The following is a 13896-nucleotide window of genomic DNA, read 5'->3' as shown; positions in this document are numbered from 1 at the left end:
GCATCGTCACCGTCCTCTTCCGTCGCTTTAGGGACTCATCCCGCCAAACGAACGGCCGNAACGCCGGGAGCCNGCCAGNCCGGGTTTTNCACGCATCCGCGACCACCCTGCTTTCAGCCTGCAGCTAACCCACGGAAAAGGCCGACACCCGGGGGGTGCCGGCCTTCACGGGCGTGGTCGGGGGCCGTCGGCTAGAGAATCGTCTTGCCGCGATTGATGACGTGCTTGATGTGGTAGGAGGAGTCCACGAGCACGATGTCCGCGTAGCGGCCGTCCTCGAGGGAGCCGACCTTGTCACCCATCTTGAGGGCGCGGGCGGGGCCGGAGGTGGCGGCGTCGATGGCAACGTTGGCCGGCACGCCCNTCTCGNTGGCGCGCCTCATGGCGTCGAAGAGGTTGCCGTCCTCGGCCACGAGGACGGTGCGGCCCTGGAGCAGGGCGANGTTGGCGACGATGTCCTCCTTGGAGCCGTTGNCCTCATGGGCGACGAGCTCCACGAGCACCTGGTCGTTCTTGAAGGCGGCGTCCATCATGCCGGGCTTCTTCTCGTCGAGGACGATGCGCTCGTCCCAACGGCGGCTCACGAGGGTGGCGCCGGCCTTGATGGCCTTCTCGGTCTGGGCGAAGGTGGCGTCGTTGTCCACCACGCCCACCGTAGCCTTCTTGGAGACGAGCCCCACGTAGGTGTGCATGCCCTCCTGCGTGGCGTCGACGTCCACCACCTTGAAGACGCCGTCGCCCACGGACTGGAGGTCGTCGAAGGTGTCGACGTCGTCGTAGGCGAGGTCCTTNCAGGACTCGGGCGAGGGCTTGGCGTCCTCGATGTGCCCGAGCGGGCGCTCGAGGGAGAGGCCGAGCACAGCGGCGCAGTCGTCGTGGCGGTCGGCCTCGTCGGCGTTCCAGTCGACGACGGTCTTGGCGACCTTCTTGGCGTGGGCCGCGGGGAGCTCGACGGTACCCACGAAGGAGGTGACGCCGTTGCCGGCCTCGAAACGGGCGACCTTGTCGACGGCGTAGTTGCCGGCGTCGTCGTAGACGGTGTCAGCGGCCTGGCGCACGCGGATGTCCACGAGGCCCGGCAGGGCGATCAGATCGTAGGCGTCCACTATCTCGCCGTCGGCGGAGGCGTCGGACTTGATGAACTCGCCCTCGGTGACGATATCGGTNTCGGCGAAGGTACCGTCGGCCTGGTATACCTTGGCGTTCTTGATGCGCATGCAATGCTCCTTTGGTCCTTGCTAAGTCCGGCCGGCGCCCCTCGCCAGGGCCTGGCCGACGTATCCANAGGGCCTAGTACCCGAAAGGGCAGGCGCATTGCAACAGGTCCGCCGCGCCATCGAATGGGCACCTTGCAGGGAGGGGGCGCGGGCCCGTGCGGCGCCCGCGCCCCCTCCCTGGGACGGTTCCTCGGATGGCGCGGCCGTCAGACGGCGCGGGAGAGCTCGGGGTCCTCGGCGGCAGCGAGATGGGCGAGCTGGGCGCCGAGGGCCTGGCAGCGCTCGTCCTGAACGCCCTCGGGGGCACCGGCGACCTTGAGGTTGCCCACGACCTTGGCGCCGCAGCGGCCGAGGTGGGCCTCCCACTGGTCGAGCCACTCGCCCACACCCCAGTCGTAGGAGCCGAAGACGGCCACGGCGCGGCCGTCGACCTCGCCGTCTATGCCCTTGGTGAGGACCTCGAAGTCGGACTCCTTGAGCGTGTCGACGTCGAGGGCCGGGCAGCCGAGGGCGATGGCGCCGTACTTGGCGGCCATGGAGGGCTTGAACTCCTCGGAGGAGAAGACGCTCACGGAGGCGCCGGCGTTCGCGGCGCCGCGGGCGATCAGGCGGGCCATCTTCTCGGTGTTGGACTTGGCATTCCAGTAGACGACAGCAACGGAACTCATTGAAGCATCCTTTCCCAGGGGGTCCGCCGGCGGCGCGAGCCGCGGGCGGCCTTCTGTACCTCCCGCCGGGCCTCCGGCCGCAGACGGGACTGGAGGAGTATGCACCAAAACCCGTCGCGGTCAAACATTGACAAGCGTGGAGCACACAGTCCCTTGATATTNCTCTTTCTAAAGCAAAAAACTATCTTACAGAAGAAGGTCTTTTTTGNTNCTTTATGTAAACCATGTAACTGATANTCCGGTTTGGAACAGGAAAACATCAGGAGAATGACCGTTATTCAAAACTTGACTGAAACATCGCGATCGTGGAGCGGTCGGTTTGCGCGAGAGCCGCATGGGGCGGTGCGCCTGTCGGTGTCTGGGGACCCTTGCGTTTCTGAACCTTTCGGCATCGCCCTGGGAAGANGGCCGAGCCAGGGGACGGGTCACAGGGACGCCNCCCCCGTGTCGCCGAACGGCATCGGCCCATGGAAAAGCGCGCCCCCGAGGGGGGCGCCCCGTGACGAGGGCNTGCCTGCGGGATGTCACGCCTGAAACGGCGACTCCTGGGACGAGGCCCGACGCCGCGGCCCCGACCTGCCTGCCGGGTCGCTCACCCAGACGACCTTGACGACGATGGGGTCGGACTCATCGTCGACGACCCCCGAGCGCACGCGCTCGAGCTCCTCTGCGAGCTCCCGGCTCCGGGCCTCGGCGGCCTCGGCGCGGGCCAGGGCCTCCTCGAGCTCGACGGCCCGGCGCTCCCCGACCCGTCGTGCGGCTGCCCCGGGGATGTCGTGCACCTTCACAGGACCCGTCTCGTCGGGGCCGCCGAGACGGGACGCCCGACGACGCATGGCGCCGGGGAAGAGCTCGCGGTANGCCTCGAGAACGTCCGGATGGNCGGCCNGGGCGCGCCACATGGTCTTCCNCGACGGGGTGCCGGGAAGCTCGCAGAACGAGGAGACCGGCATACCCGAGTCGAGAAGCTGCTCGAACAGCCGCTCCCAATCGCGCTCTGTATACATGCGAACCTCCTCTGCCGGCGGGCGCCGCACGCCCGGACAAGCCGCTAGTTTCTATCGAGTCTNCGCTGGAGCAGGCGCAACTGCCGGTCGCGGTCCTCCAGGAGGGCCTGGTACCTGTCGCCCTGCTCGCGGAGCAGGCTCCGGTACATGGCGTCGAGGCCGTGGATCTTGGCCATGACGTCGCTCTCGTCGGCGCCCCAGGGGGACCGGCGGAACCTCAGGGAGCCGATGCGCCGNGAGATGCTGTCCAACGCCGCGTCGACGTCCCTCGACCGCGGCGGCACGCGCCCGGACCCGNCGGACGTGGCGAACGGCGGGGACGCGGGCAGCCGCCTCTCCGGGGCGCTCACAGCGACCTCCCCACCGGGCAGCCGGAAAGGGAGGCGCAGACTGCATGATCTTGAGGGAGGGAACGGAAAGGGCAGCAGGTTCCCCAGCGGGGCCCCGTGCCCTCAGGGGTCGAAGGTCTAAAAAAATAGCCCCGATAGCCGACCGTGGCAGCAAGGTGACTGCAGTGGGCCATAGGAGCTTCCCTCTCTTTGCGTGTGACGGCACATCGACCCCTCCCACCAGACTCCATGGGACCGGGAAGATGATTTCTATAGCACCAATGATTATGCCCCCCCCCCCGGACAAGTCAATATCCTATACACTTAAATTCTCTCATATTTATGGATGTCGGTATAATCTACTGCCTTTTAGAATAACTACCTTGAGTTTTATAGCACCATTCAAACTAGAGAAAATCTGTGGTTCCATTTAGCTTAAGTAAATTTTCGTGTTAGAGGGTAATAATTATTCCCACTACAGCTATTCGAACATATCGATTCACTCAGTTTGAACACAGTTTCAGCGTATCATGACCCTGTGCGAAGGGCACGACCCTCAGACACCGGGCGTCCTACGGGAGGCGCAGCCTCCGGGCCCCACGGAGGCTGCGGCGAGGGGCGCCGGGACCGTGCACGGGAAGGTGCCCGGAGGACCCGCACGGTCACGTCCCGGGCGTCACCGGCACGGCAAAGGGGCCCGCCCCGATGCCGGGACGGGCCCCTGAGGCCGCCGCGCGATGCGGGCGCCGGCTTACGGGCGCTGGCCCATGCCGCCCTCGAGCACGAGGGTNTCGCCGGTCATGAACTTGAAGTCGGGGCCGGCGATCTGCACCACCACGCGGCCGATCTCGGTCTCCACGTCGCCGTAGTGGCCCATGGGGGGCATGTGGACGTTGGCCTCGAAGGCGTCCGGGTAGGCGGTCTGGAAGTCCTCGAGGGCCTTGGTCCAGGCCAGCGGGCACACAACGTTGACGTTGATGCCGTCGGGGCCCCACTCGGTGGCCGCCACGCGGCTCATGCCGCGGATGCCCTCCTTGGCGGCGGCGTAGGCCACCTGGCCGTAGTTGCCGAAGAGCCCGGCGCCGGAGGCGAAGTTGACCACGGAGCCCTTGGACTCCTTGAGATAGGGGTAGCACGCCTGCATGTAGTAGAAGGTGGCGTAGAGGCCGGAGTAGACGGCAAGGTCGAACTGGTCGGTGGTGTGGTCCGCGACGGTGACGCCGGAGGCGGAGGCCTGGGCGTTGTTCACGAGCACATCGATGGAGCCGAACTCGGCCACCGCCGCGTCGACCACCTTCTGGACCGTGGCCTTGTTGTCCTGCCCCGCGGCGACGTCGGCCTGNACCCACAGGCACCTGACGCCGTAATCGGCCTNCAGGCGCGCCTTNGCCTCCTCGAGCTTGGCCGTGTTGCGGCCGGTGACCACGATGTTGGCACCCTCCTTGGCGAAGGCGGTGGCGATGCCGTAACCGATNGAGCCCGCCGAGCCGTCCTTGAGCGCGGCGAAGCCGCCGCCGGTGATGATGACGGTCTTGTTGTCGAACTGTCCCATGCCGGTTCCCCTCTCTTCTCTGCCNTAGCGTCTCTGAACGATCGCTGACCATTATGGGCGAACTCCGTCGGGTCCGCCTGCGGGAACCGCTCGCTCCCCCCAGGCGACCGCAGGCATATATAAAGTTATTCTGAAATAACTTTCGTACCAAAATATGCTTGAGGGCCCTGTACCGGGCCTGTCCCAGCCCCAAGGAGGCACCCCATGGCACGCAAGGTTCTGCTCGACCTCGACACCGGCATCGACGACTCCATGGCCATCTGCGAGGCACTCGCCAACCCCGCCTTCGACCTCGTGGGCATCACGGGGGTGTTCGGCAACGTCTCGGTGGACCAGGGGGTGCGAAACGCCCTCGCCGTGCTGCACCTCCTCGGCCGCGACGACGTCCCTGTATGGGCCGGTGCGCGCCACCCGCTCCTGTGGGACGGCGACGGGGACTTCCTCCCGCCACGCAACATCATGGACATCCACGGGGAGAACGGCGTGGGCAACGTGGAGCTCCCGGACTCCCCGCGCGCCGCGGAGGAGGAAGGGGCCGTCGACGCCATCCTGCGGCTCTGTCGCGAGTGCGGCGGCGACCTGGACATCGTGGCCACGGGGCCGCTCACCAACCTCGCCCTCGCCCTCGAGCGCGACCCGGGGGCGCTCGGGCTCGCCGGGTCCGTCACCGTCATGGGCGGGGCCGTGGCCACCGAGGGCAACGTCTCCCCGTGCGCCGAGGCCAACGTCTTCAACGACCCCGAGGCAGCCTCCGCCGTCCTCACCTCCGGCATCCCCGTCACGCTGGTGGGNCTCGACGTGNCGATGAAGGAGGTGCTCACCAGGGAGATGGTGGACCGCTGGCGGGAGGCGGGGCCCGCCGGCGAGACGATGGCCGACATCGTGGGGTTCTACGTGGACGCCCACAACGACTGGCTCGCCCCCACACTGGGCGGCTGCGCCCTGCACGACCCCCTCTCGGTGGCCGTGGCGGCCGACCCCGGGCTCTGCGGTTACCTCCCGAGCGTCATGAAGGTGGACCTCGAGGGGGAGCTCCGCGGGCGCACCATCGGCGACCAGTCGCAGATCCGCAACCCGGACCGCCCGGTCAAGGTGGCCCTCACGGTGGACGGGGCGCGCTTCTCGCAGCAGCTCATGGCCGACATCGAGCGCGTGTGCTCCGAGGCGCCGCGACCCTGACCGGAGCGGGACGACGCACGGGAGGACCCCACGGGCCCTGCGGGAGACCGATTCCCTCAGGGCCCNTTCCCGTACGTAGGACCCACCCGCGCCACGGCGGTGTCGAGGCACGGGAAAGGCCCGGCCGCAACCCGTGCGGCCGGGCCCCGGGAGAGGGCGCGTGACGCGGCGCCTACCAGACGAACAGGCCCACGAGCGCCGCGGAGAGCAGCGACACGAGGATGCCGGAGAGCAGGAGGCNGCCCACCTGGTGGGAGATGGCGTCGTTCTTCTCCTTGCTCACCATGCCCTTGAAGCATCCGATGACCATGCCGAGGNTGGANAAGTTGGCGNACGAGGTGATGAAGGTGGTCAGGACGGCCTGGTAGTGAGGTGCGAAGGAGGTCACGCTACCGGAGACCTCGCCCATGACCACGAACTCGTTGGTCACGAGCTTGAGGCCCATGAGCTGGGCGAAGTCCCAGGCGGTGCCGGGGTCGAGGCCCATGAGCCAGGCGGGGATGAACATGAACACGCCGAGGATGGACTCGAGGGACAGGTTGGGGTTGATGAGGCCGAGCAGCGCGTTGATGACGGCGGCAAGGGCCACGAAGGCGACGACGTTGGCGGTGATGATGAGGATGAGCTGGCCGCCGGTGAGGATGGAGTCGCCGAGGAACGAGAAGTAGGGCTCCTTCTCGGGCTTGGCCGGGTCGTGGGTGAAGAACCGTTTGACGGGGGGCAGGGCCTCGTAGGCCTCGACGGCCTTGGCGAGCTCGATCTTCTCGGCGTCGGTGGAGTCCTCGACCGGGGTCTCGTCGGGGGTGTCGGCGAGGCCGTAGATCCGGTCCTCCTCGGGAGTGACCTTCACCGGGTAGAGCATGTGGGAGAAGATCAGGGCGTTGATGCAGTTGAGAGGGATGGCGGTGATGACGAACTGCGCCGGCACCATCTGGATGTACGAGCCGATGATGGCGGCGGTGACGCACGACATCGACATCATGGCCAGCGTGACGTTGCGGCCGGCCCTCATATGCTGCAGCTGGACCTTGGAGACGGCCAGGGCCTCGGTGTTGCCGAGGAACATCATCTCGACGGCGTAGAAGGTCTCGAACTTGGGCCGGCGGGTGATGAAGGACAGGCCGCGGCCCACCCACTTGATGACCCAGGGCAGGAATCCGATGTAGGTGAGGGTGTCGAACAGCGGCACGATCATCAGGATGGGCAGGAGGGCACTCGTGACGAAGTTGACGGGCGCGGGGTCGAGGCCGTCGGGGCCGACCCAGTTGGCGAAGGCGAAGTTGATGCCCTGATAGGACAGCGTGACGAGCTCGGCGAAGCCCGCGGCGGCGCCGGAGACGATGGCGCGGCCCACCTCGAAGCTCGTCAGGAACCAGGCGAGGAAGAGGTTGATGGCGCACATCAGCCCCACCGACACCCAGTCGATGTTCTTGCGGTCTGCCGAGAAGGCCCAGCCCAAGGCTATGAAGGCCAGGACCCCCAGGATGTTGACGATCAGTTCCATAGCGCGTTTCCTCTCCCTTTCCGGGCCCCGGCGCCCCAGCCGCGGGGCGCCGGGAGGANTACAGGACCATCCGGTGCACGAGCTCGACGGGCTCGGCCGCGTCGGCGATGCGGATGTTGTCGAGCACGAGGTCGACGACGTTGGCTACGTCCTCGCGGTTGCTGTGGATGGTGAGCAGGCTCTCGCCCTCCTCGACGGGGTCGCCCACCTTCTTGTCGAGCACGAGGCCCACGGCGTAGTCGAGCTCGTCGTCCTTGGTGGCGCGGCCGCCGCCGAGCATCATGGAGGCGATGCCGAGCTCGTCGGCGGCCATGGAGGCCACGACGCCNGACCTNGGGNCGGGGACGTCGAACTGATATGCCGCCTGCGGCATGACCGTGAAGTCGTCGACCACCGAGCCGTCGCCGCCCTGGGCCTCCACCATGGCGCGGAACTGCTCGAGGGCCGAGCCGTCGGCGATCTTTGCCTCCAGGAGTGGGCGGGCCTCCTCGGGGGTGTCGGCCACGCCGGCCATGACCACCATCTGGGAGCCGATGGCGAGCACCAGCTCCAGCAGGTCTGCCGGGCCCTCGCCCCGGAGCAGCTCGACGGACTCCTCGATCTCGAGGGCGTTGCCGATCTTCCGGCCGAGGGGCTGGTTCATGTCGGAGATGACCGCCACTGCCTCCATGCCCGACCCGTGGGCGATGTCCACGAGGGCCCGGGCCAGCGCGACGGCGTCCTCCTCCTCGCGCNTGAAGGCGCCGGCGCCGGTCTTGACGTCCATGACGAGGGCGTCGGTGCCCGAGGCGATCTTCTTGGACATGATGGAGCCGGCGATCAGCGGGATGGAGTCCACGGTGTCCGTGACGTCGCGCAGGGCGTAGATGCGCCTGTCGGCCGGGGCGATGTCGCCCGTGGCACCGGCGATGACGCACCCCACCTCGCGGAGCTGCTCCTTGAAGCGCCCCTCGTCGAGCTCCACGGTGTAGCCGGGGATGGCCTCGAGCTTGTCGAGGGTGCCCCCGGTGTGGCCGAGGCCGCGACCCGAGATCATGGGCACGGGGATGCCGAGCGAGGCCACGAGCGGCGCGAGGGGGATCGAGACCTTGTCGCCCACGCCGCCGGTGGAGTGCTTGTCGACCTTGACGCCCGGGATGTCGGAGAGGTCCAGGNGGTCGCCCGACTCGAGCATGNCCTGGGTGAGNAGGNGGGTCTCTNCGGNCGCCATGCCGTTGAACCAGATGGCCATGAGCAGGGCGCTGGCCTGGTAGTCGNGGATGTCCCCGGCGGTGTAGCCGTCCACGAAGAAGCGGATCTGCTCCTCGGTGAGCTCGCCGCCGTTGCGCTTGACGTCGATGACGTCGACCATCCTCATGGTTGCCTCCCCTACTCCGCGATCGCGGTCTCGAGCGACAGGGCGATCATGTCGTCGAGGGAGGAGGCGCGCTCCTCGGCGGTGAGCGCCTCGCCCTCGCCGACGATCATGTCGGAGACCGAGAGGATGGACAGGGCCTCGAAGCCGAGCCTGGCCCCGAGGAGGTAGAGGCCGGCCGACTCCATCTCCACGGCCAGGACGCCGTAGTCGGCGAGCAGGCCGTTGTCGATGTCGTCGTTGTAGAAGCGGTCGGCGGCGAAGACGTCGCCCACCTTGACCGGGAGCCCCCGGTCGCAGGCGATGTGGTAGGCGCGGTCGAGCAGGCCGAAGTCGGCGAGGGGCGCGTAGTGGATCTGGGGCCCGAGGGCGCCGGCGGCGACGTTGCTGTCGGTGGAGGAGCCCTGGGCGAGGACGATGTCGCGGATGTGGACGTCGCGGCCCACGCCGCCCGCGGACCCGGGCCGGATGATGCGCTTGACGCCGTAGAAGCGGACGAGCTCGTTCACGTAGATGGAGAGGCTGGGGATACCCATGCCGGAGGCCTGGACCGAGACGGGGACGCCCTTGTAGGTGCCCGTGTAGCCGAGGCAGTTGCGGACCGCGTTGACCTGGCGGGCGCCGTCGAGGTAGTTCTCGGCGATGTAGCGGGCCCGGAGGGGGTCGCCGGGGAGCAGGCAGACGGGGGCGTAGTCGCCGCGCTCGGCCGTGTTGTGCGGGGTTGCCATCGTGGTTCCTTTCGACGTTGCGGCTTGTGGGTCCGGCGCCGGTCAGGAGACGAGGGCGAGGAAGCTCGTGCCCTCGCCCGTCCCCTCGACGCCGAAGTTGTCGAGCACCGTGGCCCCGAGGTNGGCGGCCGTGGNCCGCGTGCCCAGGTCCTGGCCGGGGTGGGCCATGGAGGGCGAGAAGGCCAGGAGCGGCACGAGCTCGCGCGTGTGGTCGGTGCCCTTGTAGCAGGGGTCGTTGCCGTGGTCGGCGCAGATCATGAGCAGGTCGTCCGGGCCCATGGCGGCCATGACGCGGCCGAGGCGGGCGTCGAAGTCCATGAGGGCCCGCCCCTCCCCCACGGGGTCGCGGCGGTGCCCGTAGACGGTGTCGAAGTCCACGAGGTTCACGAAGCACAGGCCGCAAAAGTCCGTGGCGACGGCCTCGTCGACGTGGTCCATGCCGTCCATGTTCGACTCGTTGTGCCAGCTGCGGGTGATGCCCCGGCCGGAGAAGAGGTCGCCGATCTTGCCGATGGCNAGGACGTCGTAGCCCGCCCCCACGAGCCGGTCCATGTCGGTGGGGCCGGTGGGGGCCAGCCCGTAGTCGCGACGCTCCGACGTGCGCGAGAAGGAGCCGGCGNCATCGCCCACGAACGGGCGGGCGATGACGCGCCCCATGACCACCTCGGGGCCGTTCACGAGCCCGCGGGCGTGCTCGCACAGGCGGTAGAGCTCGTCGAGCGGCACGACGCCCGTGTGGGCGGCCAGCTGGAGCACGGAGTCCCCGGAAGTGTAGAGGATGACGGCGCCCTCCTCGACGGCCTGCTCGCCGTGGTCGCGGATGACCTCCGTGCCGGAGTAGGCACGGTTGACGAGCATCCTCCTGCCCGAGAACCCCTCGAGGTCGTCCACGAGCCACCGGGGGAACCCGTCGGGGCAGTGCCCCATGTCGAAGCGCACGGGCAGGCCCATCATCTCCCAGTGGCCGTCGATGGAGTCGTTGCCGTTGGACGTGACGGTCATCCTGCCGTAGCAGCCCCGCGGGTGCTCGGCGGGGGGCACCCCGGGGAGGGGGTCGTCGGTGCGGATGTTGCCGAGGCCCAGCGACCCCAGGTTGGGCACCGCGAGGGAGCCGCCGTAGGTGCGGGCTATCGACCCGAGGGTATCGGCCCCCACATCGTCGAAGGCCGCCGAGTCGGGGGCCTCCCCCACCCCCATGGCGTCGAGCACGATGACGAAGATGCGCCGGTAACGAGGGTCCATGTCTTCCTCCGTTCGNTGCATTGGGACAGAGGGGCCCCGACCCCCCTGCACAAGGAGGGGGGCTCGAACGGTCCCGGAGGNCCCCTCTCGGTTGTGCGGTGNTGGGTCGGGCGACNCCTAGGCCACGTNGTCCGGGGCNCCGGCGAGGATCGCGAGCGAGGCCGAGACGCCCAGGCGGTCGGCACCGGCCTCGAGCATCTCCACGGCCTCCTCGTAGCTGTGGATGCCGCCGGACGCCTTGACTCCGAGGTCCGGACCCACGGCCTCGCGCATGATCGCCNCGTCGTGAGCCTTGGCCCCGCCGATGGAGAAGCCCGTGGAGGTCTTCACNAAGTCGGTCCCGGCCGCGGCNGCGAGCCCGCTCGCGCGGCGNNGCTCGTCGTCCGTGAGCAGGCAGGTCTCGAGGATCACCTTGAGCAGCTTGCCCGCCTCGTGGACGGTCCCGGCCACGGCCTCTATGTCGGCCTGGACGNCCGCGTCGTTGCCCGCCTTGAGCTCGCCGACGTTGATCACCATNTCGACCTCGTCGGCCCCGTTGGCCAGGGCCTCGGCGGTCTCGGCGACCTTGGACGCGGTGGTGGTGGCGCCNAGGGGGANCNCGACGACCGTGCAGGTCCTCACGCCGGAGCCGGCAAGCCCCTCGCTCACGCGGGAGACCCAGTAGGGGTTGACGCAGACCGAGGCCGCGCCGATCTCGCGGGCCTCCCCGACGACTCGGTCGACGGCCTCTGCCGTGGCGTCCTGCTTGAGGAGGGTGTGGTCGAGGTAGGAGGCGAGCTCCGATTTGGTGGGTTCCATGGGCGGTGTGCTCCTTACGGGACGGGCGGCGGTTACTGGCAGGAGGAGACGAGGCGGGTGATGCGGCCCATGAACTCGTCGAGGAAGCNGGCCACGTCCACGCGCACGGNCACCTCCATGGTCTTGTTCGGGTCGTTGAGCAGCTCGGGGTTNCCGATGGNGCGCCCGNGGGTGNGANCNTNGACGTCGACNATCATGTTGATGGGGAGGCACTCCACGAGGCTTGGGTCCACGGCGACGGCACAGGCCAGGGGGTCGTGGAGGCCGCACCCGTGCAGGTGCGGCGCGGTGGTCTCGTAGGCCTTGATGTAGTAGTCGGTGATGTCGGCCAGGCGCTTGCCGGCCTCGGTGCCCGTCTCGCGCCAGAGGGCCGTCTCGCGGTAGGTGAGGAGCGTCTGGAGGGTCACGTCGAGGCCGATCATGGTCGCGGGGATGCCCGAGCGGAAGACGCGGTCCGCGGCGTCGGGGTCCTGGCTGATGTTGGCCTCGGACCACGGGGTCACGTTGCCCGGCACGGTGAGGGCGCCGCNCATGNGGACCACGGCCCCAACCTCGTCCACGATGGACGGGTCCTGGGCGATGGCCGCGTCGAGGTTGGTCAGGGGGCCGGTGGGGACGTAGATCAGGTCCTTGCCCCACCGGTGCACGGCCTCGACGATGAAGTCCACGGCCCCCTGCCCCTGGGGCGNCCGGTCGCTGGCAGGGACATCCACCTCGCCGACGCCGTTCTTGCCGTGGATGAAGGCGGAGACGGGCTGCACCGTGAAGTCTTCGGCGAAGCTGGCGCAGGGGAGCCCGGGGTACACCGGGACGTCGGGGGCGCCGAGAAGCGCGCACACCGCGAGGGCGTTGGCGGTGCTCTGCTCCGTGGTCACGTTGCCATAGGTGGTGGTGATGCCCACGAGCTCCACCTCCGGGCTCGCGAGGGCGTAGGCCACGGCGAGGGTGTCGTCGATTCCCACATCGAGGTCGNGGACGAGCTNCTTCATGCGAACCTCCTCATACGGCCCGGAGCCCCTGCCGAGGGGGCGCCGGGAACGTCCTGTGAACCACCTAGAACGAGGCGTTGACCTCGGCAAGGGAGGGGATGGACTGCTGGGCGCCCACGCGCTGCACCGTGAGGGCGCNCGCGCAGGTCGCGAGCTCCATGGACTCCCTGAACCCCATGNCCATGAGGTGCCCGGAGACCATGGCGCCGATGAAGGTGTCGCCGGCGGCGGTGGTGTCCACCGCATCCACGCACCGCGNGGGGACGAAACACTCCTCGCCGCGGTCGTAGCCGTANGACCCCTTGGAACCCAGGGTNACGACCACCTGNNAGACGCCCTTCCCAGCGATCTTCCGAGCCGCCATGGAGGCGTCCTCCGGGCCGAACGGGAAGTCGCCGGTGATGGACTCGCACTCGGTCTCGTTCATGCAGAGGTAGTCGACGGACCGCCAGAAGTTGTCGGGGATGGGCCGGGCCGGGGCGGGGTTCACCATGGTGAAGAGGCCCCGGTCGTGGGCATGGGCCAGTGNGGCGGCCGTGGCGTCGGGCTCGCACTCGAACTGCGTGAGGAAGACGTCCCCCGGCTCGCCGAAGCGGTCGACGGCATCGCACACGTCGGCGGAGGAGAGACAGTAGTTGGCGCCGTGGTCGAGGATGATGCGGTTGTCGCCGTCGACGCGGATGATCGNGGCGGTACCNGTGGGGACCTCGGTGACCGTCCTCACGGCCGACACGTCGATGCCGGCGCCATCGAGGCACCCGAGGAGCACGGAGCCGAACGTGTCGTCCCCCACGGCCGCAACCATAGTCACCGGGGCGCCCATACGCGACGCGGCGACCGCCTGGTTGGCGCCCTTGCCGCCGGGGTTGGTGATGAAGGAGTCGCCATCGATGGTCTCTCCCGCGGCAGGGATACGCGCGCAGCAGATGGAGAGATCCATGTTCATGCTTCCGAATACCAGGGCCTTGGGCNCGGCAACCACCTTTTGTTCTCGAGGGAAAAGNCACCTAAGGGCGACGGGCGCCCGCAACAACTAGATTCTGCACAGATTAGGGCCTAATCATGAGGACAATCGGACGAGCGCCCAATGGGGTCCGCGAACGGTAGTGCCTTATTTTAGATATACGGACAGTTATCTGAGCATATGGTAATAGCTCTTACCAGCTAAAAACATAGGGACAAAAAGAAAGGGCCGTCCCAAGGACGGCCCACAAAAGATGAATGTAGGGGGCTGCGAACCGGCGCCTGAAGCAAGAGGGGCCCCGGAGGGCCCCTCGAGGGTTCGCGCTGTCCCGCGCCCGTCGCTGGTCGGCGGCGTCCTGCTCTCCC

General features: G+C 68.3%; 10 protein-coding genes and 1 pseudogene. 1 reads left to right on the top strand and 10 read right to left on the bottom strand.

The genetic code is table 11. From position 1 onward, the window contains the following. Positions 1-191: 191 nt before the first annotated feature. The 3 genes from JX283_RS01825 to JX283_RS01815 form a co-directional block, all read right to left on the bottom strand. Entirely contained in the window at positions 192-1217 is a 1026-nt protein-coding gene (locus JX283_RS01825) for an amidohydrolase family protein (protein ID WP_204829078.1), read from the bottom strand. 206 nt (positions 1218-1423) lie between these two features. Beyond that, complete coding sequence (locus JX283_RS01820) at positions 1424-1885, bottom strand: flavodoxin domain-containing protein (RefSeq protein ID WP_135977770.1); 462 nt, start codon at positions 1883-1885, stop codon at positions 1424-1426. A 2087-nt stretch (positions 1886-3972) separates the two neighbouring features. Next, positions 3973-4773: an SDR family NAD(P)-dependent oxidoreductase gene (locus JX283_RS01815; protein WP_204829077.1), complete on the bottom strand. Its 801-nt coding sequence runs from the start codon at positions 4771-4773 to the stop codon at positions 3973-3975. Positions 4774-4977: 204 nt separating this feature from the next. On the opposite strand from JX283_RS01815, the gene JX283_RS01810 reads away from it, so the two are divergent. Continuing rightward, entirely contained in the window at positions 4978-5952 is a 975-nt protein-coding gene (locus tag JX283_RS01810) for a nucleoside hydrolase (RefSeq protein ID WP_204829076.1), read from the top strand. A gap of 172 nt (positions 5953-6124) precedes the next feature. Here the strand turns inward: JX283_RS01810 and JX283_RS01805 are convergent, their stop codons facing one another. The 7 genes and pseudogenes from JX283_RS01805 to JX283_RS01775 all read right to left on the bottom strand — a co-directional run bounded on the left by JX283_RS01805 (position 6125) and on the right by JX283_RS01775 (position 13549). After that, positions 6125-7456 (bottom strand): nucleoside transporter C-terminal domain-containing protein, encoded by a 1332-nt coding sequence (locus JX283_RS01805; protein ID WP_204829075.1) that lies wholly within the window; start codon positions 7454-7456, stop codon positions 6125-6127. Between the two features lie 124 nt (positions 7457-7580). Further along, positions 7581-8807: pseudogene (locus tag JX283_RS01800) on the bottom strand (pyrimidine-nucleoside phosphorylase); the annotation flags it as partial. A gap of 17 nt (positions 8808-8824) precedes the next feature. Beyond that, positions 8825-9538, bottom strand: coding sequence for a purine-nucleoside phosphorylase (gene deoD / locus JX283_RS01795; protein WP_204407173.1), 714 nt, complete (start codon positions 9536-9538; stop codon positions 8825-8827). A 42-nt stretch (positions 9539-9580) separates the two neighbouring features. Beyond that, positions 9581-10780 carry a phosphopentomutase gene (locus tag JX283_RS01790; RefSeq protein WP_204829074.1) on the bottom strand — a complete coding sequence of 400 codons (1200 nt, stop codon included), beginning with the start codon at positions 10778-10780 and terminating at the stop codon, positions 9581-9583. 117 nt (positions 10781-10897) lie between these two features. Further along, entirely contained in the window at positions 10898-11578 is a 681-nt protein-coding gene (gene deoC / locus JX283_RS01785) for a deoxyribose-phosphate aldolase (RefSeq protein WP_204829073.1), read from the bottom strand. Positions 11579-11610: 32 nt separating this feature from the next. Next, the gene (locus tag JX283_RS01780) at positions 11611-12567 is read right to left on the bottom strand and encodes a nucleoside hydrolase (protein ID WP_204829072.1); all 957 of its coding nucleotides are present in this window, start codon (positions 12565-12567) and stop codon (positions 11611-11613) included. Positions 12568-12631: 64 nt separating this feature from the next. Then, complete coding sequence (locus JX283_RS01775) at positions 12632-13549, bottom strand: ribokinase (protein WP_255533401.1); 918 nt, start codon at positions 13547-13549, stop codon at positions 12632-12634. Between the last annotated feature and the right edge of the window lie 347 nt (positions 13550-13896).

Origin of the sequence: Olsenella sp. CU969, assembly GCF_905219715.1 — a bacterium.
Lineage (GTDB): Bacteria > Actinomycetota > Coriobacteriia > Coriobacteriales > Atopobiaceae > Granulimonas > Granulimonas faecalis.
This window is presented reverse-complemented; position numbering and strand designations above follow the sequence as displayed.

Coding starts and splice junctions, on each gene's coding strand:
- JX283_RS01820 (WP_135977770.1), bottom strand. CDS start 1,885: ATGAGTTCCGTTGCTGTCGTCTACTGGAATGCCAAGTCCAACACCGAG.
- deoD (WP_204407173.1), bottom strand. CDS start 9,538: ATGGCAACCCCGCACAACACGGCCGAGCGCGGCGACTACGCCCCCGTC.